General features: G+C 43.9%; 21 protein-coding genes and 1 riboswitch. Of the genes, 17 read left to right on the top strand and 4 right to left on the bottom strand.

Translation table 11 applies throughout. From position 1 onward, the window contains the following. The first annotated feature begins 19 nt into the window (after positions 1 to 19). The gene (locus ACFODW_RS01405) at positions 20 to 1,516 is read left to right on the top strand and encodes a glutamate synthase subunit beta (protein WP_390301808.1); all 1,497 of its coding nucleotides are present in this window, start codon (positions 20 to 22) and stop codon (positions 1,514 to 1,516) included. 133 nt (positions 1,517 to 1,649) lie between these two features. Here the strand turns inward: ACFODW_RS01405 and ACFODW_RS01410 are convergent, their stop codons facing one another. Then, a complete protein-coding gene (locus tag ACFODW_RS01410) occupies positions 1,650 to 2,261 on the bottom strand; it encodes a TetR/AcrR family transcriptional regulator (protein WP_390301811.1) in 612 nt (203 codons plus the stop codon). Between the two features lie 293 nt (positions 2,262 to 2,554). Here ACFODW_RS01410 and ACFODW_RS01415 point away from each other — a divergent pair, with 293 nt between their 5' ends. Beyond that, on the top strand, positions 2,555 to 4,639 hold the full coding sequence (locus tag ACFODW_RS01415; RefSeq protein ID WP_390301814.1) for an aryl-sulfate sulfotransferase: 2,085 nt from the start codon (positions 2,555 to 2,557) through the stop codon (positions 4,637 to 4,639). Between the two features lie 798 nt (positions 4,640 to 5,437). Here ACFODW_RS01415 and ACFODW_RS01420 read toward each other — a convergent pair. Continuing rightward, positions 5,438 to 6,214 carry a DeoR/GlpR family DNA-binding transcription regulator gene (locus ACFODW_RS01420; RefSeq protein ID WP_390301817.1) on the bottom strand — a complete coding sequence of 259 codons (777 nt, stop codon included), beginning with the start codon at positions 6,212 to 6,214 and terminating at the stop codon, positions 5,438 to 5,440. A 401-nt stretch (positions 6,215 to 6,615) separates the two neighbouring features. Here ACFODW_RS01420 and ACFODW_RS01425 point away from each other — a divergent pair, with 401 nt between their 5' ends. From ACFODW_RS01425 to phnX, 7 genes are all read left to right on the top strand, one after another. Further along, the gene (locus ACFODW_RS01425) at positions 6,616 to 7,749 is read left to right on the top strand and encodes a phosphonoacetaldehyde reductase (RefSeq protein WP_390301820.1); all 1,134 of its coding nucleotides are present in this window, start codon (positions 6,616 to 6,618) and stop codon (positions 7,747 to 7,749) included. Positions 7,750 to 7,767: 18 nt separating this feature from the next. Then, entirely contained in the window at positions 7,768 to 8,802 is a 1,035-nt protein-coding gene (locus tag ACFODW_RS01430; protein WP_390301823.1) for a PhnD/SsuA/transferrin family substrate-binding protein, read from the top strand. Between the two features lie 95 nt (positions 8,803 to 8,897). Next, positions 8,898 to 9,662: a phosphonate ABC transporter ATP-binding protein gene (phnC, locus tag ACFODW_RS01435; RefSeq protein WP_390301826.1), complete on the top strand. Its 765-nt coding sequence runs from the start codon at positions 8,898 to 8,900 to the stop codon at positions 9,660 to 9,662. Between the two features lie 12 nt (positions 9,663 to 9,674). Continuing rightward, on the top strand, positions 9,675 to 10,460 hold the full coding sequence (locus ACFODW_RS01440) for a PhnE/PtxC family ABC transporter permease (protein ID WP_390301829.1): 786 nt from the start codon (positions 9,675 to 9,677) through the stop codon (positions 10,458 to 10,460). Continuing rightward, on the top strand, positions 10,460 to 11,302 hold the full coding sequence (locus tag ACFODW_RS01445; protein ID WP_390301832.1) for an ABC transporter permease subunit: 843 nt from the start codon (positions 10,460 to 10,462) through the stop codon (positions 11,300 to 11,302). The genes ACFODW_RS01440 and ACFODW_RS01445 overlap by 1 nt, the downstream gene beginning before the upstream one ends. Positions 11,303 to 11,431: 129 nt before the next feature. Next, the gene (gene phnW / locus ACFODW_RS01450) at positions 11,432 to 12,526 is read left to right on the top strand and encodes a 2-aminoethylphosphonate--pyruvate transaminase (RefSeq protein ID WP_390302090.1); all 1,095 of its coding nucleotides are present in this window, start codon (positions 11,432 to 11,434) and stop codon (positions 12,524 to 12,526) included. Next, positions 12,523 to 13,362 carry a phosphonoacetaldehyde hydrolase gene (phnX, locus tag ACFODW_RS01455; RefSeq protein ID WP_390301836.1) on the top strand — a complete coding sequence of 280 codons (840 nt, stop codon included), beginning with the start codon at positions 12,523 to 12,525 and terminating at the stop codon, positions 13,360 to 13,362. Before phnW ends, phnX begins: the two co-directional genes overlap by 4 nt. Positions 13,363 to 13,730: 368 nt before the next feature. Here the strand turns inward: phnX and ACFODW_RS01460 are convergent, their stop codons facing one another. Beyond that, entirely contained in the window at positions 13,731 to 14,249 is a 519-nt protein-coding gene (locus tag ACFODW_RS01460) for a glycine betaine ABC transporter substrate-binding protein (protein ID WP_390301839.1), read from the bottom strand. A gap of 116 nt (positions 14,250 to 14,365) precedes the next feature. Between ACFODW_RS01460 and ACFODW_RS01465 the strand changes: the two genes are divergently transcribed. From ACFODW_RS01465 to rbsK, 6 genes are all read left to right on the top strand, one after another. Continuing rightward, positions 14,366 to 14,755, top strand: a complete 390-nt coding sequence (locus tag ACFODW_RS01465; RefSeq protein ID WP_390301842.1) for an ArsR/SmtB family transcription factor — start codon at positions 14,366 to 14,368, stop codon at positions 14,753 to 14,755. After that, positions 14,742 to 16,847 carry a heavy metal translocating P-type ATPase gene (locus ACFODW_RS01470; protein ID WP_390301845.1) on the top strand — a complete coding sequence of 702 codons (2,106 nt, stop codon included), beginning with the start codon at positions 14,742 to 14,744 and terminating at the stop codon, positions 16,845 to 16,847. The genes ACFODW_RS01465 and ACFODW_RS01470 overlap by 14 nt, the downstream gene beginning before the upstream one ends. A gap of 260 nt (positions 16,848 to 17,107) precedes the next feature. Further along, a riboswitch (TPP riboswitch) is annotated at positions 17,108 to 17,215 on the top strand. 91 nt (positions 17,216 to 17,306) lie between these two features. Then, complete coding sequence (gene tenA / locus ACFODW_RS01475) at positions 17,307 to 17,990, top strand: thiaminase II (protein WP_390301848.1); 684 nt, start codon at positions 17,307 to 17,309, stop codon at positions 17,988 to 17,990. Positions 17,991 to 17,998: 8 nt separating this feature from the next. Beyond that, a complete protein-coding gene (locus ACFODW_RS01480; protein ID WP_390301851.1) occupies positions 17,999 to 18,778 on the top strand; it encodes a TatD family hydrolase in 780 nt (259 codons plus the stop codon). Positions 18,779 to 18,996: 218 nt separating this feature from the next. Then, entirely contained in the window at positions 18,997 to 20,328 is a 1,332-nt protein-coding gene (locus ACFODW_RS01485; protein WP_390301854.1) for a D-serine ammonia-lyase, read from the top strand. A 350-nt stretch (positions 20,329 to 20,678) separates the two neighbouring features. Further along, complete coding sequence (gene rbsK / locus ACFODW_RS01490) at positions 20,679 to 21,563, top strand: ribokinase (RefSeq protein ID WP_390301857.1); 885 nt, start codon at positions 20,679 to 20,681, stop codon at positions 21,561 to 21,563. A 148-nt stretch (positions 21,564 to 21,711) separates the two neighbouring features. Here the strand turns inward: rbsK and ACFODW_RS01495 are convergent, their stop codons facing one another. After that, on the bottom strand, positions 21,712 to 22,842 hold the full coding sequence (locus ACFODW_RS01495; protein ID WP_390301860.1) for a zinc-dependent alcohol dehydrogenase: 1,131 nt from the start codon (positions 22,840 to 22,842) through the stop codon (positions 21,712 to 21,714). A gap of 435 nt (positions 22,843 to 23,277) precedes the next feature. Here ACFODW_RS01495 and ACFODW_RS01500 point away from each other — a divergent pair, with 435 nt between their 5' ends. After that, on the top strand, positions 23,278 to 24,807 hold the full coding sequence (locus ACFODW_RS01500) for an AbgT family transporter (protein WP_390301863.1): 1,530 nt from the start codon (positions 23,278 to 23,280) through the stop codon (positions 24,805 to 24,807). 30 nt (positions 24,808 to 24,837) lie between these two features. Then, the gene (locus tag ACFODW_RS01505) at positions 24,838 to 26,004 is read left to right on the top strand and encodes an amidohydrolase (protein WP_390301866.1); all 1,167 of its coding nucleotides are present in this window, start codon (positions 24,838 to 24,840) and stop codon (positions 26,002 to 26,004) included. Positions 26,005 to 26,131: the final 127 nt, after the last annotated feature.

A 26,131-nucleotide genomic window follows, 5' to 3' on the forward strand; every position in this document is an offset into this window, starting at 1 on the left:
GAAAGGAGAGCGTAAAAAAATGGGGAAACTTACAGGATTTATCGACTACAAGCGGGAAAACAAAGAGGAACGCGACCCCGCCCAACGGATACAGGACTGGCAGGAATATGATGCTCCTTTCTCTGATGAAGTGTTAAGCAGACAAGGGGCAAGGTGCATGGATTGTGGTACTCCTTTCTGCCAGATGGGGGAAGAGATCCATGGAGCCACTTCCGGCTGTCCGATCTATAATCTGATTCCGGAATGGAATGACCTGGTTTATAAGGGCCAGTGGAAAGAGGCATTGAACCGGCTGATGAAGACCAATAACTTCCCGGAATTCACCGGGAGGGTCTGCCCGGCCCCTTGTGAAGGCTCTTGTACCGTAGCGATCAATGATCCGGCGGTCACCATCAAGAGCATTGAACGCACCATCATTGATAAAGGGTTTGAAAACGGCTGGATTACCCCAAGGGTTCCAAAGGAGCGGACGGGCAAAACGGTAGCCATCATCGGTTCCGGCCCCGCCGGACTTGCGGCTGCCGACCAGCTGAATCAGGCCGGGCATACAGTAACTGTATATGAACGGGATGACCGTGCCGGTGGTTTGTTGACCTATGGCATTCCGAATATGAAGCTGGAAAAGGATGTAGTGGAACGCCGGATCCGCCTGCTCGAGCAGGAGGGGATTGATTTTATCCTGAACACCGAGGTAGGCAAGGATATTTCGGCAGAGGAGCTGAAGCATACCTATGATGCAGTGCTTCTCTGTACCGGGGCGCAAAAGCAGCGGGATCTTGTGATCGAAGGAAGAGAAGCGGATGGTGTCCATTTTGCGATGGATTATTTGAAGGGATCCACCAAAAAGCTGCTCGGGTCGGAAGTGGATGGTGAGCAGTCGATCGATGCAGAAGGGAAGGATGTCATTGTCATCGGTGGCGGTGACACAGGGGCTGACTGCATTGCCACTGCTCTAAGGCAGAACTGCAAAAGCATTGTCCAATTCGGCAAACACCCGAAACTTCCGCTGGTGCGTACGGAAGCCAATATGTGGCCGCAATATCCGAATGTGTTCAGCATCGAGTATGCCCATAAGGAAGCAACGGCGAAATTCGGAGAGGATCCGAGGCAATATTCCATCCAGACGAAACGGTTTGTCAAAGATGAGCAAGGCAATTTGAAGGAATTGCATACCGTGGAGATGGAGAAAGTCCAGGACGAAAACGGGCAAATGGCTTACAGGGAAATCCCTGGTACGGAAAAAGTATGGCCTGCCCAGCTGGTATTCATTGCCATCGGTTTCGAAGGCCCTGAGCAGGAAGTGCTGGACAGCTTTGGTGTAGAAACATTCAACCAAAAGGCTGATGCCAAATACGGCAAGTTCGAAACAAGCGAAGCAAATGTATTCGCAGCAGGTGACGCTCGACGCGGCCAGAGCCTGATCGTATGGGCGATTAATGAAGGGCGTGAGCTGGCACATAAGGTTGATGAACATTTGATGGGAAGCACGGTTTTGCCGTCTTATCTGGAAGTTTGACCAAAAGGCCCGGCCACTCTAGTAGAAAGAATAAGGCAATAAAAGAATAGTTTAAAAGATGGACATGAAAAAGCGCCAATCTGCCGGGGGATTGGCGCTTTTTCATGTCCATTTGCTTCCGTTTAGGCCGAAGTCAGCTCCTGATCGCCTTCATATACAGCCGTGTACCGATTTCGGCCAGTTCCTGTTCACTTAGGTCATTGTCTTTGATCTGTTGGAAACTCACGGAGGAAACGATTCCGGAAAAAGTGCCTAAAAGGACGGAGGGTGGAACCGCCGAATCAATAATACCTTCCGATTGGCCCTCCTTCAGCAAGGGAATGAAATAGTCGGCGATGGTATCTTCCACTTGTTGAAGTTCCTTTTGTTTACTTTTCAGGAATATCGGGAGTTCTCCCAAAGAAGACAGGAACGATAAAGATAGGGATGAATTCTTTCGTAAAAAGTTCAAGAGACTCCTATAAATAAAAGATTCGATTTGTTCGATTAATGGAAGATCTGTTGAAATCTCTTTCTCAAGATTCTGCAGGAAGCTCGGCAGGTCACCGAAAAGCAGGTGAAAGATAAGATCCTCCTTTGATTTGAAATGTCTATACAGTGTTACTTTCGTAATGCCGACACGGGAGGCTATTTCGTCCATGGACATATCATAATAGCCCTTTTCTTTTATAATGGCTTCCGTGACTTCAAGAATATACGCTTCCCGCTGTTGCTGGATTTGCTTTCTGGAAAATGGCCCTGTCATTAAACTCATTCCTTATCATTGCGTTTTTCGGAGAAGACTCCTATTACATAGATTCATTGCAGTGAAGTGTTTCAACCACATTACTATACGAGTATATATAAATCAAGATACCACATTCTATACCAAAGTAGGAGATTAATGAATTCCATCATTACTTTTGAACCATTTTGACTATCAACCTGTTAAAATATTTGATTTTTAAATTAACAACTAGTTAATATGGTGAACGTAAAGTTAAATAATATACTAGTAGTTTACATTTGTGGGCTATTGGAATCAAGGGAGGATGAACAGTGAAATTGAGAAAAACAATATTAGGATTAGCTACTCTGGCATTGATGTGGACAGGGGCAGTACAGGGATTGCCGGTGGAAGCGCAAGGGAAGCCGGACGTGGCGGGCAGCCAGCAGGCCGTCGATAATGTCCCGGACAGGGATGTGCTGGATATCCAATCAGAGCTGGAACAGAGCATAATGGATGAATACAAGAAAGGCGACTATACGCTAACCGATCCGTTTATTGCGGAAGACCCATTTGGATGGTCACCCCTGACCGCACTTATCCTATTTGAAACGGATGAGCAGTCAAAAGTGACTGTTGAGGTAGAAGGGAAGGACGAACATACCGGAATCAAGCATACTTTCGATGAATTTACAAAGAGACATCAGGTGCCTGTATACGGGCTGTATGCTGGAACGGATAATGTAGTGACCATTACCGTTACCGATAAAGATGGGAACAAGCAATCAAACGAATTGACGATTTCAACCGATCCTTTGCCTGCATCCATTCAGGACATTGAAGTGAAAACGGCGGACCCGGAAAAAATGAAGGACGGGCTCACATTCACGAGCAATATGTTTGCCTTTGATGTGAATGGGGATGTGCGCTGGTACATAAATTCCGATGATTACCAGGAAGCTGCAATTGAGGAACAGAGCTCGATGACGAGGCTGGAAAACGGGAAGTTCCTCGTGCAGACCAATCAGCTTCAGCAGCCTGTTTATTATAAGACCGGCTTGTTTGAAATGGATCTGCTGGGCAAAGTGCACAACATTTATACGGTGAACGGACAGCATCATGATGCAGTGGAGCTTCCAAGTGGCAACATCCTTGCCCTTGCTGAAAGAGAGCATTCCGACACCGTGGAGGATTATGCCGTGGAGATTCATCGGAACTCCGGTCAGATTGTGAATGAGTATGATCTTGGGGAAATTGTTCATATGGAAGATGGGATTGCAAATGAGCAGTATATTCAAGAGACGATCGAAGGATTTAGTGAACTGATGCCTGATGCCTCAGAGGAAGAAATCAAGCAGCGGGCGATCGCTTTCAATAAGAAGGATTACTTGCATGTAAATGCCATTTTCTATAATGAGGAAGATCATTCCATTCTCTTTTCTTCCCGCCATCAAGATGCTGTTGTAAAATTTGATAAAAAGACAGGGGAAGTCATCTGGATTTTAAGTGACCCGGAGAGGGGAGAATGGCCGGAAGAGCTTCAGGATAAACTGCTGACACCTGTAGGGGAAGATTTCCAATGGCAATATGGGCAGCATGCCGTTTCCCAACTGGAGAACGGAAATATCCTTCTTTATGATAATGGGAATGGCCGGACGGAAGATGTGAACGATAATTACTCCCGCGCCGTTGAATATAAGGTCGATAAAGAGAATATGACCGTTGAGCAGGTCTGGAGTTATGGAGAGGAACGTGGAAGTGAAGATTTCACACCGTTTATTTCGGACGCAGATCATCTTGGCGGCAGCAGCTATCTCATGACGTTCGGCGGGCATATTACAAACGATGACGGACAAGTTATTGGGAATCTCTTCTCCCAAATATTGCCTGAGAATTATGTGGAAGGGACCATTGTCGAGGTATTGGGTGACGAAGTCGTGTTTGAGGCAGACCTTGGCTACACCTACCGAACCGAGCGGAATGTATTGTATGTAGAAGAAGATGAATATGAACTTGGCAAACATCATGCCAAACGACTTGGTGAATTCCATGAGACGGAACAGGCAGATATTGATTTTTCACCAGAATCAGCAACGGAGTTAAGCCCATCCGCTGTTGAGTGGAAAGAGATTCAGGATGAAGGAAACCTGTTGGCCTTGAGTGGCAGTATTAAAACCGACTCGGATTCCAATGAGGTGTATGTAGTACTTGACCCGGTAAAAAATGGGGAGTCCTTGGTCTATCTTGCAGGATCCCATGGAAATATTCATGTGCCGATACCGGGGATGGAAGCCAATCCATTTCAGTTGAGCAAAACTGGGATTCCGAATGGGACGTATTCGATAGATATTCTGGTTAGGGATGAAAGTGGCCAGGATTATTATGCCGAGACAGGATATTTCTGGACGGTAAAATAATAGGAAAAGAGCGATCAGCAAGAACCTGGAATGGGTTCGCTGATCGCCTTTTTCTTGTTCAAAACGAGATATAAAAGAAGAACCTGAATGGCCAAATAGTGAAGGAAAGCGGAACGAGCTACCATGATTGTCCGAAATTATAAATGAACATGGATCTTGATGGAGATAAAGGAAAGATAGAGAAAAAAAGAGGACAATCAATTAATGATGTGCGAGATTATACCTCATTTGTATTAAAAGAAGATTTATACATACATCCTATTAACGAAAAGGCATGACTTTATCAAGAAGTAACAATAAAAAACTTTTGGTTCAAGCAAAAAATAGATAAGCCCTTTTGTTGCTATCAGCTGAACACAGTATGGATGAATTTAGTAGAGAAAAAGTAGAAGCATTTCAGCGGCTTCATACAAATTTATCTGTCATTCCAATTCCAAGCGGATATCATTTTTTGCCACTCACCAATCCCATCCAAGTGGCTAACACTTTAAAAAGCTATATACTTTCTAATTGACTAAACGGTTAAGTTTCCTGAAAAATCTCCTTTATTAGTGCAATTGTTCAATAAGTCAGTCGCTTCTTATACACAACTGTCGCTTCAACAAAATAAGGAGATCGTCTAATTGACAGCTAATCTTCGGCGGACGGGAAGTTTAGTTGAAGTGTTTAAATGGTGTTCAACAGTAGGGCCGGAATGTTGAGACATAGATAATCTAATTAAACACTATCATGTTAGGAAGGGACCTCTTCAGCTTTTCATTCATTCGCAGCTAGCGGAAATTTCCAAATCAATATTTATTAGTTGGGAGAAAGAATCCGAATACCATGTTTACTATATTCGTCCACGATATTAGATGGAAGTGAGCTATCAGTAACAATTAGATCAATATCCTGTAGTGGATATACATTGATGTAAGAAGATGTCTCAAATTTCGATGAATCTGCAACTACTACTTTATGTCTTGTACGTGAGATAATTGTTTGAATAACGCCTACCTCATGCATTCTAAAATCTGTTAAACCATGTTCAAGTGATAATCCGTTTACCGTAAGAAAAGCAATATCAATATTAAAATTAGAAAGGATTTCTTCACATTGTTTTCCATATAAAGTGTATTCATCTGGATTAAAAAAGCCGCCGGTGAGTATTACATTGAAATTTTTATTCGTTCCAAGAATAGATAAAATACGAAGATCGTTGGTAATAATAGTTAATCTCTCAAACTTGTCAACAATTACTTTCGCAATTTCAATCGTGGTTGTCCCGCCGTTTAGAGCAATTGCCTGCCCTTCTTCAATTAATTCAATTGCTATTAAGGCAGCTTCTTGTTTTTTTTTCAGGTTTTTGACTTGTCTTTCATAAAAAAGTCTGTTTAGTACGTTATCACTTTTCTGAACTAAAACTGCCCCGCCGTGCACCCGTTTTACTATCCCTTTTTTCTCAAGAACCTCTAAATCCCTCCGTGCAGTATCAATGGAGATATCCAGTAAAGTAGCAAGCTCTGAAGCCTTTACAGCTTTCTGCTGTTTTAAAAAGGATTCAATCATTTGATGTCTTTGCTCCTGTAACATCATGTAATTCTCTCCCATTCCTTAAGATATAATAATCATCATACCATATATTACAAGATAGCAAAATAAAGCAAAATAGAGCATCTTTTAATAGGAGAAGTATATAAAATTAATGAAAATAGTGTAAATTTCTGGTTATGAAACTGTAAAATCTATTGAAAAACAGCAGAAAACGGATTAATCTTGCATTGCAACGCAAAAAGAAACATGCAATATAGATATGAAAAGGGGGGGCAGCGCTTGAAGAAAGATTGAAGCTGTTGTTTAAAAAATAAGAAGGTATAACAGATCATCGTGATTATCTCCAGTGCAATTGTTTTGAATAGCCTTTACAAACACAATACCATTACACGAATGATATTCCCCTAGTCTGATGTGGATCGTATAAAGAAAGGAAATGAAAAATGGGAAACTACTATAATCCAGTAAAGATTAAGACAGATTCTTTAGAGCAACTGGAAAATGTCTTAAACAACCTGAACTCTCAACTGAGTAAGGTTTTACTTTTAACTCGAGGAGGTGATTTTTCTGAATCACAAGCTGCTCACACCTTGAATCGATGTATGGAAAGGTTTGAAGTTAAACAATTAGAGGTGGATATTTCCAATCCGGATATTGAAGACTTATTTGATTATTATAAGCAACTTAAAAGCTACGATTACCAATGCATTGTAGGAATAGGTGGTGGCAGTGTTCTTGATCTTTCGAAATCATTATCAGCATTAAAAAATATGCAAATAGATTCTGTTTCGGCTTTACGTTCGGTCATTGAGCAGAAGCTTTATATAGAAAATCAGGACATCGTACCTTGGATTGGCATACCTACAACTTCAGGTACAGGTTCGGAGGTTACTTGCTGGGCAACCATCTGGGATCGCTCTAACGGAGTTAAATTGTCCGTTGACTGTAAAAAGTTATATGCACATACAGCAATCATTGATCCGACCCTTATGACTTCATTACCTGAGAGTTTAACGGCTTCAACAGCTTTAGATGCATTATGTCATGCTGCCGAGTCTTATTGGTCCAAGCATTCTAATGAAATATCAAGAATTTATTCGCTAGAAGCAATCAGACGCATTATCAACCATTTTGAAAAAGTATTAGATCATCCTAATGAAGTTACATATAGAAATGAAATAGCTTTGGGAAGCTTGTATGCAGGAATGGCATTCAGCAATACAAGGACAACTGCATGCCATTCCATCTCGTATCCTCTCACATTGGAATTAGGAGTTGTTCATGGTATAGCAGCAAGCATGACGTTAGCCAAAGTTATGGAAATAAATGCTGCATCGATTATTGAAAAGGAACGATTAACCAAAGCATTTGGTGTAACCAACTGCGAAGAACTTCAGAAGCAGATCGAGTACTTTCATCAACGGTCAGGTTTCGCAAGCAGGCTTAGAGATTACGATGCGAATGAAGAAACAATAGAAAAGATAGCTGAAAATGCGTTTACCAAAGGTCGAATGGATAACAACCCAGTTACTTTAACGAAAAAGGACGTCAAGGAAATTTTAATGTCTATTTATTAATCAAAAGGAGAGGAAAAAATGAATAAAAAGTTATTAATTACAGTGCTTTTAATTATTACCGCTTTGTTAGCTGCATGTGCTGGAGGAAATGATGACAATAATGCAAAAGCCGATGATGTGATTAAAATGGTTTGGTATCCAAACGAGTCTGGTGAAGATATGAAAGCATCCCGGGATGAAATCGGAAGGATGATTTCAGAGGCGACAGGTAAAGAAGTAGAGCATCAATTAACAACTGATTATGCCATTGCGATTGAAACGTTAGCCAACAACAATGCTGATCTTGCATTCACGGGAGCACAAGCTTATATCGAAGCAAATAAAAGAAATGACGCTGTTCAAACCATAGCAGTAAAATCTGGAGAATCTGGGAGGTTAGAAGATGCTAAATACTATAGCTGGTTGGCTGTCAATGTCGACGAACAGGACAAGTTTAAAGAAAACGGAGATTTTTCACTTGATACGATTGCAAGTACAAAATTTTCATTCGTATCAAACAGCTCTACATCAGGGTTTAAAATTCCATCTTCTACGATCATAGAACATTTCTCCCAACATGAAGAATATGCCGATTTAACACAAGAAGATCTAATGCAAAGCGGACCATTATTCTCACAAGTATTATTTGGCAACTCTCACCAAGGTTCTGCAGTGAATTTATTATCGGGAAATGCAGATGTGGCCGCATTTTGTGACACATGTGTGGATGACTATGTGGAGCTTGTTGAAGGGGAAGAAAATACAGCCGGAGCTGTTTATCGCGTTAAAGATGATGCAGTAGAACCGTTTAATACCGTTGCAGGAAAAGAATTCATATTAATGGAATCGACACCAGTACTGAATGAACCATTTGCAGTGAACATGGAATCACTCGGTCAAGAGGACTTTGATAAAGTTCAAGAAGTATTAACATCGGATGAATTTGCCAACAATGAAAAAATCTTCGCTCCTGAAGATTCAGAACAGACAGCTTTATTCACTAAAGAAGGTAATGAAAGACTAATAGCTGTAGAAGATGAATGGTATGATCCAGTCCGTGAAATGTCCAATTAATACACTTTGAACAATAGGAAGGAAAAGTGTCCACATGAGCATCTTTGTTATGTACACATTTCTTTGTTAAATAAACGAAAAAGGAGTCATTTCGAATGTCTTTGTTACAGGTAGAAGGACTTGATAAATCATATACAGCAGACAAACGAATTTTAAAGAATATTAACTTTGATATAAAAGCAGGAGAATTTGTTTCTGTCATTGGTCCATCAGGTGCTGGTAAATCCACCCTGTTGCGTTGCATAAACAGAATGGTGGAATTTAATGAAGGAAAAATTACGTTTAATCAACATGATGTTGGAAGTTTAAATAAAAAAGAATTAAGGCAATTGCGCACGAATATTGGAATGGTGTTCCAGCATTATAATCTCGTACCCCGGTTGACGGTGATTGAGAATGTACTGCATGGCAGATTTGGTTATAAAACAACTCTGCAGGGACTTCTTGGCAGATATACAGAAGAGGAAAAAGATCGTGCCTTTTATTTGCTAGAGAAACTAGGAATCCATGAACATGCTTATAAGCGCTGTGATCAATTAAGTGGTGGCCAGCAGCAACGGGTAGGTATTTGCAGAGCACTTATCCAAGAGCCGAAACTGGTTCTATGTGATGAACCAATTGCTTCCCTTGATCCGAGTTCTTCTAAGATTATTATGGATCATTTAAAATCGATAAGTGCGGAAATGGGAATTACTTGTTTAGTAAATTTACACCAAGTGGAAGTAGCGCAAACTTATTCCGATCGTATCATAGGTTTGAATAATGGTGAAATTGTATTTAGTGGAACGAGAAGTGAACTTTCTGCAGACCAAATAAACAACATTTATGGTACAGAAACGAAAGATTTAATTATGGCGTAAGGAGCAATAACAGTGAATGAAAAAATGATGCGGAAAAGCAGACGACAGACAGTAATCTTTCTTTTCATTATGATCGTTCTTATCTATATGTCATCAGCTATCACACAGTTTAATTTCATAGATGGAATGTTGACAATACCCAAAGCATTAGGCTGGATGATTTCCAACTTGTTGATTACGCAGGAATCTCTTGCAAAGTTACCATTGATACTGGAAAAACTAAATGAAACCATCTTTATGTCCATTGCTGCGACAACAATAGCAGCAGTTCTTTCCCTCATATTGGGATTATTTGGATCGAAAACAACGAAAATAAATAGCTTCTTAAGTGTGTTTGCTCGTTTTATCGCATCCGTATCAAGAAATATTCCAGTTGTAGCATGGTCGCTGATTCTGCTCCTTTCTTTTGGACAAAATTCAGTGACAGGATTTTTAGCTCTATTCGTTGGAACGGTAGGGTTCTTGACAAGAGCGTTTATCGAATCCATTGATGAAGCGAGCCAAAGTTCTGTTGAGGCATTAACAGCAACGGGTGCAACCTATTTCCACATTGTGAATAAAGCGGTCATTCCACAATGTTTACCACAGATGCTCAGCTGGATATTATTTATGATTGAAACGAACATTAGAAGTGTCACATTGGTAGGTATCCTAACTGGTACTGGAATTGGTTACATATTTGATATGTATTATAAGACCTTGAATTATAATGCTGTAGCACTTGTGACATTATGTATTGTCATTGCCGTCATTATTATAGACCTTATTTCAAACTATATACGGAAGGTGATTCTATAATGGAGGCAACTTATATTAAAAGAAAGAAAGACGGCCGCATTAATATAAAATCGGGCAACAAAGTTGATCAGGTTATAAGATGGACATTGATCCTTTTAACGCTCCTGACAATCGTAGCCTTTATCTTTTTCAACTATGCTGGGCTGGATTTATGGACGGCTATTAAGGAAACAGCTTATAACTTAAAAGTGATGTTTCTTGAGCCTAGATTAAATCATTTAACTTGGGGAGAATTAACCTACCAAGTAGGGGTCACACTTGGCTTAGCCTTTTTATCTACGCTTATAGGGGCGATTATTGCTTTTTTCCTTTCTTTGATGGCTGCAACTAATTTAGCTCCTGAATGGCTATCGAAAATTGTTCGTATATTTGTCGCGATTATTCGAGCTGTGCCCACTGTTTTATGGGTGTTAATCTTTGCGATAGCTGCTGGATTAGGAAGTGAAGCAGCGATTATTGGTATGTTGTTTCATTCTATCGCTTACTTAGTGAAAGCATTTTCTGAAACATTTGAAGAAGTGGATAAAGGAATATTTGAGGCGTTGCAAGCAACAGGTGCCAAGTGGTGGCATGTCGTGAAAAGTGGGGTCTTACCGTCTACTTTCACCTATTTATTGTCTTGGATTTTCTTGCGATTTGAAATCAATTTCGGCGTAGCCGTAGCAATGGGCGCGGCAGCTGGAGCAGGTGGGATAGGGTTTGATCTTTTTATGGCATCTAACTTCTATTTCGATCTGCGCGAGGTTGGATTTGTGACTTACACGATTCTCATTATTGCATTTGCCTTAGAAATTTTTTCAACCCGTTTGAAAAATCGTTACTTCCCAGCCACTTCTGATTAATGTAAGTGTGACTGGAAAATAAATATTAAAATATTTACTTTTTATTGGTAGATATTGTAAAAAATGAGGAACTTGTCTTTTTACAGTATCACATATAAAAAATACTTGTAATAAGGATGAAGCAGAATGATGAACCATTACAAACTTTTAACACCCGGGCCTCTGACTACAACAAGTACGGTTAAAGAGGAAATGCTTATTGACCGTTGTACTTGGGACACTGACTATAAAATAATTACTCAAAAAATCAGGGCTGACCTTCTGGAGTTAGCGGGTGCTTCTAAGGAAGACTATACGGTTGTATTGATGCAGGGAAGTGGCTCATTTGCGGTGGAATCCGTTATGACTTCTGCCATTTCGGATCAGGATAAAGTATTAATTATAACGAATGGTGCATATGGGGATAGAATTGTAAAAACGGCTGAATACATTGGACTGGAATTCAGTGAGTATCGTGTAGCATACAATGAATATCCAAATGAAGATACCATCAGGAACATATTAAGGCAAGACCTGGATATCACGCATATTATGATGGTTCATTGTGAAACAACTACAGGAATTTTAAATCCTCTTGATATGATTTCAAAACTATCGAAGGAATTTGGAAAAACATTAATCATTGATGCCATGAGCAGCTTTGGTGGTATGGAAATCAATGTACCCGACTTGGGAATTGATTATTTAATAAGTAGTGCAAATAAATGCATTCAAGGGGTACCGGGATTTGGTTTTGTGATTGCTGAAACAGAGAAACTTTTAGAATGCGAAGGGAATTCGCGCAGTTTGTCTTTGGATTTATTTGAACAATGGAAGGAAATGGACAGGGATGGAAAATGGCGCTTTACTTCTCCGACACATGTAGTAGCTGCGTTTTCTAAAGCTCTTGATGAATTAGTCGAAGAAGGCGGGATCTCAGCCAGATTTACACGCTACCAAAATAACAATCAGATATTAAGAGAGAGACTGAAAAAGTTAGGTTTTCAGCCCTATTTATCCGAGGAAAAACAATCACCTTTCATTACCGCATTTCTTTTTCCAAATGAACAATTTGATTTTGAAGAATTTTATACGTTTGTGAAGGGAAGAGGCTACGTCCTCTATCCAGGAAAACTAACAGACGAGGATACATTTCGTATCGGGAATATCGGTGAAATTTATCAGGAAGATATGGAAGAATTATGTAATATCATTGAAAAATACGTAGGGGTGATGACAAAATGAACAAAGTAGAAGGCGTGATTTTTGACTGGGCAGGAACAACGGTTGATTTTGGATGTTTTGCACCGGTTAATGCATTTATTAATGTTTTTAAAGAGGCGGGTATAAAAGTGACAATGGAAGAGGCGAGAGCCCCCATGGGACTGCTCAAGATTGATCATATTCGGGCGATACTGAATATGCCTAGGATTTCTGGATTATGGGAAGAGAAGTATGAAAGATTGTCCAGTGAGCAAGATGTAGAGCATTTATATGGTAAATTTAAATCTGCTCTGATGGCTTCGTTATCAACATATACAGATCCTAAGCCAGAGGTAGTTGAAACGGTAAACAGCTTAAGAGAACAAGGGCTGAAAATTGGTTCGACATCAGGGTATACCCAAAAGATGATGGATGTTGTGGTTCCGGAAGCAAAGGAAAAAGGCTATAGTCCAGATTTTTATATAACACCTGATGGAACCAATTCTCTCGGAAGGCCGTATCCGTATATGATTTATCGAAACATGGAGGCATTAAAATTAACAGCAGCCAAGAATGTCATAAAAGTAGGCGATACAATCCCTGATATAGAAGAAGCGAACAATGCAGGGGTTTGGTCAGTAGGCGTTATTATTGGCAGCTCAGAAATGGGGTTAAGCGCAGATGAATTCAATGCGCTGTCTGAAGAAGATCAAGAGAAAGCAATCACTAAAACAAGACAAACCTTTTTACAAAATGGTGCACATTTTACCATCAAATCGATGAGTGAGCTGCCTGCAATAATAGAACAAATCAATCAGCTTAATCAAGGGGACAGGGTGCGTGATCAAGATGGTGGACTGTCAGCATTGCAATATTGAAGGAATATAAACATCGAAATCAGAGGTTTACGAAAGAGGTTAATATGAATATCAGGAAACTTAATAAAGACGATAGAGTACCAATGAAATTATTGTTATTGGCTGATCCCTTCAATGAGATTGTTGAGAACGGTATACAGTTAAAAGAGATATGGTTCGTTTATCAAAAGATTTATAATTAGAATAGGCAATAGATAAAAGGAAGTTTGGAAAAATAAGCAGGTCAACATGAAGCTGACCTGCTTTATCTTTTCTGACTATAACTTGGGGTTATTCTCCAATCATTTGATCTCCTTGATCACGATTGTTTGCTATCCATTCGGCAGCTAATTCTTCAAAGGATGTACCGTTTTCTTCATTTTCATTTATCATCTGTTCAGCTCATCGATGGAAATGCTCCAATTGGATAGAATCTCATATGCTTCCCGGTATTCTTCTTCAATGTCTTTATAGGACAATACATATACATTATCTGGATTGAAATACTCTTCTTGGCCTTCTAAAAACTTCAAATCGTTACGCGCGAAGATGGAATGTGGTCTCCAAGCAGTGAATGCCACAGGCTCTTCATTGTCAATTTTATCTTGTACAACGGAAATCATGGCACCTTCAGTAGAGGGGCTCAATTCAAAGCCATGTTCTTGCATATTTTCACCTTCCATTAATTCCTTGGAAATCTCCACAATACCTACGCCTTCAGAAATGGTATATATTTCGCCGCCATACTTTTCTGCGTTTTGTTTCAGATCTTCTATGGGGTTTTCTTCCACATAAAAAGGTACAAACCAACCAAGTGCAGCATTTTCATAACTTGTTGATACTTTTACTAAATCATCCTCAAACTTCTCCCATCTCGCCGCTTCTGTATATGGCAGCCGTGCATCCATAAAGAAATCGATCTCAAAACCAACCTATCCTCTTAAGAAAATGCGGAAAATGTTTGACATTTTCCGATAACTGTCATAGATTATAATCAAATGAACATTTGAATAAGGTGATAAGAATGAATCGGAAACTTGTAAATAAACCGGAAGCTTCCTCTTGCGACACGTTTCTTTCGGATGAGGAGAAGGTTAAGCAAGTCAAACCGCGGATAGCGGAAGTGAATGGTGTGGAACAGATCTTTAAAGCGCTTGGGGATCCAACCAGGCTGAAAATCACTTATGCCCTCACATTGGAAGACGAACTATGTGTATGTGATATAGCCAATATCCTGGACTGTTCTACAGCAACTGCTTCCCATCATCTGCGTTCGCTTCGGGAGAGAGGCATTGCCAAGTCGCGGAAGGTAGGGAAAATGGTGTTCTATTCCCTTGATGACCACCATGTCCGTCAGCTTGTAGAGATATCGATGACACATGCGAAGGAAGGCGGTCCACATGGAAACAGCTAAACAGACGTACCGATTGGAAGGATTGTCCTGTACGAACTGTGCGGCAAAATTTGAAAAGAATATTCGGGACATCCAGACAGTGGAAGATGTCCAGCTCAATTTCGGCGCTTCCAAAGTGACGGTGGAAGGAGAGGCAAGTGTCCGGCAACTGGAAGAGGCTGGTGCTTTCGATGGAATCAAGGTATATCCGGAAAGGGAGCGCCAACAGCCGAAGGATCCTTTTTGGAAGAAAAGGGAGAATCTGCTGCCGCTGATCTCCCTGCTGTTTACCATTGGAGGAATCCTTGCTGTCGTTCAGGCTGGGGATGAGCATCCACTGGGAATAGGATTATTCATTACAGCCATACTGGTCGGCGGGCTGGACTTGTTCAGAACAGGACTGAAAAACCTATCCCGACTGGAGTTCGATATGCGGACACTGATGACGATCGCCATCATAGGTGCCGCGATCATTGGCGAATGGGCGGAAGCGGCCATTGTCGTCTTTCTGTTTGCTTTGAGTGAGGCATTGGAGGATTACTCCATGGATAAGGCCCGGCAGTCGATCCGGTCCCTGATGGATATCGCTCCAAACAGGGCAACTCTCAGAAGAGACGGCCAACTGATGGAAGTAGATGTCGAGGATGTTCAGATCGGCGATATCATGCTGATCAAGCCTGGAGATAAGCTCGCCATGGACGGGGAAGTGGTGAAGGGTGCCACTTCCATTAACCAAGCAGCCATTACCGGAGAATCGATTCCGGTATACAAGAACCCCGGGGACGAGGTGTTTGCGGGTACGCTCAATGAAGAGGGATCACTGGAAGTCCGGGTTACAAAACGGAGTGAAGACACAACCATTGCCAAAATCATCCACCTGGTGGAAGAGGCACAGGCAGAAAGAGCTCCGTCGCAACAGTTTGTAGATCGATTCGCTAAATACTATACACCCGCCATCATTGTCTTGGCTGCCCTTGTTGCTGTAGTGCCGCCGCTTTTCTTAGGCGGGTCTTGGTCTGAATGGGTATACAGCGGCCTGGCAGTGCTGGTTGTCGGCTGCCCTTGTGCACTCGTCATCTCCACCCCTGTCGCGATTGTAACCGCGATCGGCAATGCTGCCAGAAATGGAGTACTGATTAAAGGTGGTATCCACTTAGAGGAAACCGGTCGCATCCAGGCCATCGCTTTTGATAAAACAGGGACATTGACGGAAGGGAAACCGGAAGTGACCGATATCTTGCCATTAGGGGAAAAATCACCACAGGAGATCTTGGGTATGGCAAAAGCACTGGAAACTTATTCGCGCCACCCGCTTGCTTCCTCCATTATCCGCAGGGCGGAGGAGGAAAACGTGGTGGATTATACGGCAGAGGCTTTCCAGTCCATCACCGGAAAAGGTGCTTCGGCAACCATAGAAGGAATCGATTATTTTATTGGCAGTCCTTCCTTATTTGAAGAGATTCATGCGCCAGTGGAAGCCCATGCAGAACAAATCGGCAGCTTGCAGGCCGAGGGGAAGACCGTGATGCTTATTGGAACGAGGGAGGAAATAACAGGCATCATTGCGGTGGCCGATAAGGTGAGACATACCAGCCGCACGATCATCGAGAAGCTCCATGCGTTAGGTATCAGGAAGACAGTAATGCTGACCGGAGATAATCAAGCTGCCGGCAACGCGATAGGAGAGCAGCTTGGCATGACCGATACGAAGGCAGAATTGCTGCCGCAGGATAAGCTGTCAGCTGTCAAAGAAATACGGCAATCATATGGCAACACGGCAATGGTAGGAGATGGAGTGAACGACGCTCCTGCGCTGGCTGCTGCGACAGTTGGTATTGCCATGGGGGGAGCCGGTACGGATACGGCACTTGAGACGGCGGACATTGCCTTGATGGCGGATGATCTGGAGAAATTGCCATATACCGTTTCCCTCAGCAGACAGGCATTAACGATCATCAAGCAGAATATCATTTTTGCGCTTGGTATTAAGGTGGTTGCACTTCTGCTGGTGGTTCCTGGCTGGCTGACATTGTGGATTGCGATTCTCGCCGATGTGGGGGCCACACTGGCGGTTGTGTTGAATTCAATGCGATTGATGAAAAACGGTGAATAAAATGATTGTGTGCTAGGACAAAAGTGTTTAATCAAAAGAAAAAGCTGAATGAGCTAGAAATCTAGTTTAGTGGGAATAGCCGCTTCGGAAACCGAAGTGTATTTCCGGAGTGGTTTATACCCACTCATTTAGTTGGTCCGGTTTATCTGCTAACTGGGCTGCCCACAGCTAACCCTCAACTCCTAGCCACTGTTGCCCGCAAGTATTTGACAATTACCAATTCAATGATATATTGAAGGTAATACCATTCGAATAAGTGAAACTTCCACTGGGGGAACCTTGTTACAAGGTTGAGATTAAAGTGTACTTTAAGACCCTTTGAACCTGATCTGGCTTATACCAGCGTAGGGAAGTGGGGCATGGGATACGTCTATTCATAAACCAGTATATTCAGCCTCCACTTCCTGTCTTCAGGGAGGGAGGTTTTTCTATGCAATGGAAAATTGAAGGAGGTTTATGATGAGATTTTCAGAGGAATTAAGAAAAGAGGCAAACCCTATTTGGGAAGCGAGCTTCAGCCACCCGTTCATCAAAGAATTAGGAGAAGGAACACTTCCACTTGAGTGCTTCCGCTATTATGTCATGCAGGATGCCTATTATTTGTCCCATTTTGCCAAAGCACAGTCAATCGGGGCAGCGAAAGCGCAGGACTTTTATACGACAAGCAGGATGGCATCCCATGCACAGGGGTCCTATGAAGCGGAGATGGGTCTGCATGAAACTTTTTATAAGATGCTTAAGATAACGGATCAGGAACAGGAGAATTTCATTCCGGCGCCCACTGCCTATGCATATACATCACATCTGCACAGGGCAAGCTATAACGGCCATCTCGGCGATATCATTGCAGCGATTCTGCCGTGCTACTGGCTCTACTATGAAATTGGTGAACGCTTAAAGGGCTCCAAACCGGAAGAACCTGTCTATCAGAAGTGGATGGATGCTTACGGGAGCGATTGGTTCAAAGAATCAGTGATGGAGCAAATCGATCGGTTGGATGCGATTGCCGAAGAGGTAACCAAGCAGGACCGTGCCAGGATGAAAGAACATTTTATGATCAGCAGCCAATATGAATACTCCTTCTGGGAAATGGCCTATAGAATGGAGAACTGGCCAATTGCTGTTGAGTCTGTAAAAAGCTGAGGGACCACATGCGAAAGAAAATCATCGATGCCCATATTCATCTGGATGCATACCGGGAGGAAGACCGTGCCGCTATTCTTCAGGAAGCTGAAGATGATGGAATCGATCGGTTGATATCGGTCTCCAGTGGCCTTGCCTCCTCTCGTGTGAATCTAGCTTTATCTAAAGAGTATCCACAGGTTCTGACGGCATTTGGCTATCATCCCGAACAGCCATTGCCACCAGAAGAAGAGCTGGCCGACTTGCTTCAGTTTATCAGACAGAACAGTGAAGAGATGTCCGCGGTGGGGGAGGTGGGTCTTCCTTATTATCTGATTAAGGATGACCCGTCACTGCCCCTCGAACCATATATTGAACTGTTGGAAGCGTTCATCCAGCTCGCCAGTGAGCTGGATGCCCCATTGGCTCTGCATGCTGTTTATGAAGACGCTCCACTTGTCTGCGGCCTGTTGGAGAAGCATTCCATCCAGGATGCCCATTTCCACTGGTTCAAGGGAGATGACAAAACCGTCGAGCGAATGAAGCAGAATGGTTATTATATTTCCGTTACACCTGATGTTTTATATAAACCAAAGATTCAAAAGCTGGCACGGGATTATCCATTGGATCAAATGATGGTGGAAACGGACGGTCCCTGGCCGTTCGAGGGGCCGTTTCTGCATCAAGTGACCCATCCAAAGATGATTCACCAATCTGTAGATAGAATTGCTGCGCTGAAAGGGCGGGCGGTCTCGTCCGTCTATAGGCAGCTATATGCCAACACGACTCGATTCTACCGGATTTCCTGATGAACCTGCACCTTCTCCTGGTTTGCCCTGACATGCGACACTCCCGCTGGGACCATGTTACAATTGGAACTAATCAACCAGAACCGGAAAAATGCGGCTGGTATCATATGAAGCTCTATTATTCACATATTATATGCAGAAGTCGTATTTCCACTTTTAACGAACAGGACTTAGAGTTGCTTTCGTTATGAATCTCAGAAGAGTAGGAGGAGTCCGACATGATATCCAGAGAAGTAATGGAGAAATATGAGCAAAGATTTCCGGAATTAGCAAAGATTCAAAGAAAGGAACCGGTCCTCTGGCTGAATCAGCAGCTGGAAGGGGTCAGTAAACTTGAGGCTTCTGTCACCAAGGACGACATTTATGAAGCCGAACGCCTGTGGGAGAGGTTTGCCTCATTTATCAAAAAGGCCTTCCCAGAAACTGAGCCGGCAGGTGGCATCATCGAATCGCCGCTGACTGCGATACCCGGCATCCAGGATGCACTTACCGATTTATATGACACGCCTCTCCCAGGCCAATTGTATGTGAAAGGGGATCATTCCCTGCCTGTTGCAGGCTCGGTCAAGGCGAGGGGAGGCTTTTTCGAAGTGCTCCATTACGCGGAGAATCTTGCACTGAAAGAAGGTAAAATCAGTACGGATGATGATTATTCGGCATTCGCCCGTCCTGAATTTAAAGAGTTCTTCAGCCAGTATAAAATAGGTGTCGGATCCACCGGCAACTTGGGCTTGAGCATCGGTATCCTGGCAGCAACTTTGGGTTTCCGTGTCTCTGTTTATATGTCCCGTGATGCCAGACAGTGGAAGAAGGATCTTCTACGGGAAAAAGGAGCGGAAGTAAAAGAGTTTTCGGGCGATTTCAGTCTGGCTGTTGCGGAAGGCCGGAAACAGACGCTTCAGGATCCCCATGGTTATTTCGTGGATGATGAAGACTCCCGGGAGCTATTCCTGGGCTACAGTACGGCTGCCATCCGTTTGAAGAAGCAGCTGGAAGAGCAGGGAATCCGCCACGATGCAGAACACCCCGTCTTTGTTTATCTCCCTTGTGGTGTTGGCGGTGCCCCGGGAGGCGTGACTTTCGGGCTGAAACATATCATCGGTGATCATGTTCATTGCTTTTTTGTGGAACCGACCCATTCTCCTTCCGTCCTGATTGGTATCGGCACTGGGGAAGGGGCAGGAAAAAGCGTCCAGGACTTCGGACTCGATAATAGGACAGAAGCAGACGGCCTTGCAGTCGGCAGGCCATCCCGGTTTGCGACACACATCAGCAGTCAGCTAGTGAGCGGGATTAGTACGGTGGAAGATGACGAACTCTTCCGTCTGCTTGCCATCACCAAGGATAAGGCGGGTTTTAGTTTGGAACCTTCTGCAGCAGCTGGACTTTCGGTGCCTCAGCAGGTCCTTGCGTCTTCCTATTTGGAGGAGCAGCAGATCCGTCCAGAAAATATCACCCACATCACATGGGCGACCGGCGGTGGATTGGTACCAGATCCAGAGAGGAAAGAATTCTATGATAAGGGGAAAGGGCTGCTTGGGGCCAACTAGCCATGCAGCTCCCCTTACTCTGGGGAGCTCTTTGAGGGTCGTCTCCCGGCTCGTCGGGAATCCACACTTCCTGGAGAATACCCCTGCTTCATTAAAAAAAATTGTATACAAATATGTACACACTTCCCAGATCAATCTTTAAACAATGGTTTTATGTGAACCTTCATCGTAATTCCCTCATATGCCGACCTCGTTTTTCTTACTCATCTTTTTCTTCTGAAGCCCGATTTTTCTAGTATTTTCAGCGGCAGCTAGTCAAGGTTCTCCAATAATTATAAGGCAGCATAGGAAGTGGGTACAGTCAATGACAGAATGGAAAAGGACGCAGCTCAGAAAGGGGAGGAATTAGAGTGTCCAGAAAGAATAAGGTATGTGTAGTAGGCAGCATCAACATGGATCTGGCAGTTAATGCCGAAAGGATGCCCGAGCAGGGAGAAACCATTTTAGGGGAAGGTTTTGCCATGAGCCCTGGTGGCAAGGGAGCGAATCAAGCAGTGGCAGCGGCGAGAATGGGGGCTGAAGTGGAGATGATCGGCGCGGTGGGAGATGATTCCTTTGGGCGCTTGCTGGTGTCTGGATTGAGGGATGAAGGGATCCGCACGGAAGGAGTCCGCACTATGCCAGGAACGGCAACAGGAACAGCCACTATTATATTGTCCGGCGGGGATAACCGGATCATCGTCGCCCCAGGTGCCAATCAGCAGGTGAGCCCGGAATTGGTCCGAACGCAAAAAGAAAAGATAGCAGGCAGCTCGGTTCTTCTGCTGCAATTGGAGATTCCGATAGAAGCCGTAACAGCAGCCGCGGAAATTGCCAGCGATCATCACGTGCCGATCATTCTTAACCCGGCCCCATATCAAAAAGTGCCAGGCGAGTTAGTGGAAGCTGCTTCTTACATAACACCTAACGTGGTGGAGGATATGGCGATGAGGCAGGAATCTTTCTATTCCCGTATCGAGCATAAGCTCATCCTGACAAAGGGGGAGGAAGGAGCTGCCTATTCTGCCAAAGGAAAAATGGAGACAATACCTTCCTATCAGGTGGATGTGAAGGATACCACAGGAGCGGGAGATACCTTCAATGGTGTATTGGCAGCACGGTTGGCTGCTGGGGAAAGCATTCCTGATGCGGTAGCTGCATCGAATGCCGCCGCTGCTTTATCAGTGACAAAGACAGGGGCACAGGCAGGGATGCCCACCCGTGCGGAACTGGAGCAGTTTTTGAAAAAAGAATAGGATACATAAAGACAGGGCTTTCATGGAGTGGAACCATGAAGGCCCTGCCTTTTCACGTTGTTACGGCCATATCAGCTAGAACCCGCCGAGTGCGCCAATCCAGCCGCACTCGGTGGGGGCAAATTTACGTCGCTTTGCTGCCTGTGGTTTACGGCTTCAATACGACTTTGATGCAGCCGTCATCATGCTTATCAAACATTTCATAGGCCATGTCTGCGTCAGCCAAGTCCACTTTATGGGTAATGATGTCGGTTGGGTCAAACTCGCCGTTCTTCACCATATCAAATAGCTTCGGCATATAGTGGATGACCGGTGCCTGGCCGGCTTTGACGGTGATATTGCGGCTGAAAATCGAATGCAGCGGATAAAGGGTGGCCGGGGCACCATAGATGCCGGTCAGCATAATGGTTCCGAACTTGCTTACAGAGTGTGCTGCTGTAATGATCGGTTCAATGCTGCCGATTTGCCCGGTGGCTGCTTTGGCGTGCTCCTTGGCAGTCACTTCCCCGTCCATGCCCACACAGTCAATGACGATTTCCGCTCCGCCTTTCGTGATTTCCTTCAGATGTCCGGCCATGTCGCCGAATTCCTTGTAATTAAAGGTTTCCACTTGATTCGTATGCTTGGCATGTTCCAGACGATAGTCCTCATGGTCTACGGCGATGACTCGCTTGGCACCTTTCATCCAGGCGAACTTCTGGGTCATCAGCCCGACCGGTCCGGAGCCGAGTACGATGACAGTATCATTTGCCTTTACACCGGCATGCTCCACGCTCCACCATGCGGTAGGTACTACATCGGAAAGGAACAGTACGCTTTCATCCTCCAGTTCGCTGTCTTCCGGAATGACAAAGGAAGAGAAATCTGCATAGGGCACCCTGAGATATTCGGCCTGGCCGCCGGGGTAGTTCCCGAACATTTCCGAAAAACCGAAATAGCCCCCTGAATCCTTATGTGGATTGGAGTTGTCACACTGGCTTTCCATATTATTCTTGCAGAAATGGCATTCCCCGCAGCTCACGTTGAAAGGGATGACGACGCGGTCACCGATTTTGCGGTTCTTCACGCCTTTGCCGACTTCTTCTACAATTCCCATCGGTTCATGCCCGATGACATAATCTTTTCCAAGCGGAATGGTGCTGTGGTACAAATGGAGATCGGAGCCGCAGATGGCGGTAGAAGTGACACGGATGATCATATCGGTATCATGCTGGATCTGCGGTGTCTCGACATTTTTGACTTCTACTTTTCCCTTGCCCTGGTTGGTTACAGCCTTCATAAGTATCCTCCTTCATTGCTCTGATACCTGTCTAATTCCTCTCTATAGGAACTGTTAAACATTGCAGGGAGCCTAAGTTGTCGGAGGGGTGAATAGATGCAGGGGAAAGTAGTATGGGGGCTTTGATGAAATCGCCGAGGAGAGTATCGGAGGGTTTTATCAGATTTTTCCTGAAACTCAAATTGTTTTTCCTATTGTTGGTATTTCCTAAATTTCCTTGACGGACAACCTGTTTCCTATTAGAATCTGTTTAGTGTGCTAAAGTATGAAATACCATGGGGCTGTTTAAAATTCTGAAGATTCCTTGAATAGGTAATCTGTTGATGTTCACCCTAAAAAGAGACGTTTACATCTTTATCCTTGTTTATATATCGACCATGATTGGTTGGGCATAATGGAGGATAAGAATTTCATCAAGAATATGGGGGTTTTGTTATGGGAAGAAAAGAAAAAAAGAGTTTGATGGATAGATTCTTAAATACGGTAGAGGTATTAGGAAACAAACTGCCGGATCCGATTGTTATTTTTATTGCATTAATGGGAATCATTCTGGTCGGCTCCTTTGTTGCTTCACTGTTCAACCTGCGGGCAACCAATCCAGCCACAGGGGAAGAAGTAGAAGCTGTCAATCTGCTGACAGGGGAGGGGATTGTCCAGATATTAACGGAAAGTATCAACAACTTCAGCAACTTCCCACCTCTTGGCATGGTACTGGTTGTTATGATCGGGATAGGTATTGCCGAAAGAACGGGATATTTCGAAACAGCCATGAAGCGTGTCATTGAGGTTTCACCAAAGAAGCTGATTATCCCGGCCATTATTCTGGTCGGCATTATCGGTAATGTTGCCGGTGATGCGGCGCCTGTTGTACTCCCGCCAATTGCTGCCATGGTATTCATCAAGCTGGGCTATCATCCGTTTGCAGGATTGATCATGGCATATGCTGCTGCAGTAGGGGCATTTTCAGCAAACTTCCTGATCGGTATGACAGACGCACTGGCTTTATCATTTACTGAACCTGCCGCACAGCTGGTGAACAGCGATTATACCGGAAATATTGCGATGAACTATTACTTTATTGCTGTATCTGCTGTAATTTTGCTGGTGGTCACTTATTTCATAGCCACCAAGGTTACCATCCCGAGACTGGGAACCTATGACAGTTCTCAGCTGGCCGATAAGGACGAGCAATTAGAAGAAAGGGAAGTGAAGGCGCTTCGCTGGGCAAACATTTCCATGCTCATCACCTCCGCTGTTTTCCTGCTGATGGTAATTCCTGAAAATGGAATACTAAGAAACCAGGAAACCGGTTCAATTATGAATGATTCTCCATTTATGAACAGTATCGTCTTTATCATTACCATTCTGTTCTTCGTACCAGGCCTTGTCTACGGCCTTAAGGCAAAAACGATTAAAAATACAAAAGACTTCGGGAATGTTCTAAGTGAATCGATGGCTTCGATGGGAAGCTATATTGTACTGGTATTCTTCGCGGCACAGATGCTTGCCTACTTTAAGTGGAGCAATCTTGGCCCGATCATTGCCATTAAAGGTGCTGATTTGATGCAGGCCATGAACTTCACAGGAATTCCGCTGATCATCGGGGCGCTGGTCCTTGCTGGCTGTATCAATCTTCTGATTGGCAGTGCCTCTGCAAAATGGGCGATCCTTGCGCCGGTGTTTGTGCCGATGTTCATGCTGCTTGGTTATGATCCGGCATTCACACAGATGCTGTTCCGGATCGGTGATTCATTCACGAATCCTATTACGCCGATGCTGCCATATCTTCCGTTGCTCCTTGCTTTCGCCAAGAAATATGACAAGAATGTCGGGCTCGGTACACTCATTGCAAACATGCTGCCGTATTCCATTGCATTCTTCATCTCTTGGCTGGTGCTCGTCATTCTATGGCTCTTCCTTGGATTGCCGCTCGGCCCTGGTGGAGAGGTCTTTTATCAGCAATAGAAGTTCACTACAGAAAGGGGTTCACGCTACATGAGTATCAACACGACTATCGAAGAGGTTATGCCACAAGTTTATGAATGGAGAAGAACCATGCACCGTCATCCGGAGCTGTCCTTTCAGGAATATTGGACGAGCAGCTACATTGAGGATGAGCTGAAGAAGATCGGCGGAATCGACATATCACGCCCCACCGAGACTAGTGTGCTGGGAATTATAAAAGGTGGAAAGCCTGGTAAGAAAATCGGGTTGCGGGCCGATATCGACGGCCTGCCGATTCAGGAGGAAAGAGATGACCTTGATTTTGTTTCGGAAAATGAGGGAACCATGCATGCTTGCGGGCATGATGGACATGCCTCCATCCTCCTTGGTGCTGCCAAGGTGCTGGCAGGGCAAGCCGAGACACTGCACGGTGAAATTTACTTGATCTTCCAGCATGCCGAGGAAGACCCACCCGGAGGAGCCAGGGAAATGGTGGAGACCGGATTGTTTGATGATTTGGATTTCATCTACGGGCAGCACCTGTTTTCCACCATACCTGTCGGAAAAATAGGAATGACTACCGGGCCGGTTACTTCCAATTCAGACACCTTTGATTTGGTCATTCAGGGAAGAGGCGGACATGCCTCCCAGCCGGAGAATTCGATTGATCCAGTGGTCATCGGCGCCCAAGTGATTGAGAAGTTCCAAACCATCGTATCCAGAATGAGTTCACCACTTGATTCCATCGTTATTTCGACCACCAAATTCCAGGCCGGCTCTGCGACAAATATTATTCCGGATAAGGCTAGACTGGGTGGAAGTGTCCGCACGATCAATGATCAAACGAGAGAACTGGTAAAGAACAAGATGGAAAAGGCAGTTCAGTCTGTCTGTGCATTCTATGATGCCGGGTATGAGTTCGATTTCCAATATGGCTATAGTGCCGTAGTCAATGACGAGGAAAAAACAAATCGTGTGATCGATATGGCTCAACATGTATTTGGAGATAAAGTATTTGATTTTCCATTGGCAATGGGTGGGGAAGATTTCTCAGCCTTTTCACGCCTGGTTCCAAGCACTTATGCTTTCATTGGAGCAGGAAATGCAGAGAAAGGGTTCGACTACCCTCACCACCATCCACTATTCGGTCTCGATGAAGACAGCTTCATTGACGGAGTGAAAATGATGGTACATGTCGCGTTGGAGATGACAAAATAAGCAGCATACAAAAGGGATACTAATCGACGTCGATTAGTATCCCTTATTTTAGTATGTATCTAAATTCCACATTACCCCTGCCCACTCGCCGATATCGTGCCTGAACTACTTATAGAATGAGCCAGCT

The organism is Virgibacillus sediminis (assembly GCF_042643265.1).
In the GTDB taxonomy this organism is placed as follows: Bacteria; Bacillota; Bacilli; order Bacillales; family Amphibacillaceae; genus Virgibacillus_O; species Virgibacillus_O sediminis.

Bases quoted from the DNA above. Each gene is read 5' to 3' on its own strand.
- ACFODW_RS01430 (WP_390301823.1), top strand. From the start codon at position 7,768: ATGAATAAAAAGTTATTAATTACAGTGCTTTTAATTATTACCGCTTTG.
- ACFODW_RS01445 (WP_390301832.1), top strand. From the start codon at position 10,460: ATGGAGGCAACTTATATTAAAAGAAAGAAAGACGGCCGCATTAATATA.
- ACFODW_RS01405 (WP_390301808.1), top strand. From the start codon at position 20: ATGGGGAAACTTACAGGATTTATCGACTACAAGCGGGAAAACAAAGAG.
- ACFODW_RS01420 (WP_390301817.1), bottom strand. From the start codon at position 6,214: ATGATGTTACAGGAGCAAAGACATCAAATGATTGAATCCTTTTTAAAA.
- ACFODW_RS01480 (WP_390301851.1), top strand. From the start codon at position 17,999: ATGCGAAAGAAAATCATCGATGCCCATATTCATCTGGATGCATACCGG.
- ACFODW_RS01505 (WP_390301866.1), top strand. From the start codon at position 24,838: ATGAGTATCAACACGACTATCGAAGAGGTTATGCCACAAGTTTATGAA.
- ACFODW_RS01460 (WP_390301839.1), bottom strand. From the start codon at position 14,249: ATGGATGCACGGCTGCCATATACAGAAGCGGCGAGATGGGAGAAGTTT.
- phnW (WP_390302090.1), top strand. From the start codon at position 11,432: ATGAACCATTACAAACTTTTAACACCCGGGCCTCTGACTACAACAAGT.
- ACFODW_RS01495 (WP_390301860.1), bottom strand. From the start codon at position 22,842: ATGAAGGCTGTAACCAACCAGGGCAAGGGAAAAGTAGAAGTCAAAAAT.
- tenA (WP_390301848.1), top strand. From the start codon at position 17,307: ATGAGATTTTCAGAGGAATTAAGAAAAGAGGCAAACCCTATTTGGGAA.
- phnX (WP_390301836.1), top strand. From the start codon at position 12,523: ATGAACAAAGTAGAAGGCGTGATTTTTGACTGGGCAGGAACAACGGTT.
- ACFODW_RS01410 (WP_390301811.1), bottom strand. From the start codon at position 2,261: ATGACAGGGCCATTTTCCAGAAAGCAAATCCAGCAACAGCGGGAAGCG.
- ACFODW_RS01465 (WP_390301842.1), top strand. From the start codon at position 14,366: ATGAATCGGAAACTTGTAAATAAACCGGAAGCTTCCTCTTGCGACACG.
- ACFODW_RS01500 (WP_390301863.1), top strand. From the start codon at position 23,278: ATGGGAAGAAAAGAAAAAAAGAGTTTGATGGATAGATTCTTAAATACG.
- ACFODW_RS01470 (WP_390301845.1), top strand. From the start codon at position 14,742: ATGGAAACAGCTAAACAGACGTACCGATTGGAAGGATTGTCCTGTACG.
- phnC (WP_390301826.1), top strand. From the start codon at position 8,898: ATGTCTTTGTTACAGGTAGAAGGACTTGATAAATCATATACAGCAGAC.
- ACFODW_RS01485 (WP_390301854.1), top strand. From the start codon at position 18,997: ATGATATCCAGAGAAGTAATGGAGAAATATGAGCAAAGATTTCCGGAA.
- ACFODW_RS01425 (WP_390301820.1), top strand. From the start codon at position 6,616: ATGGGAAACTACTATAATCCAGTAAAGATTAAGACAGATTCTTTAGAG.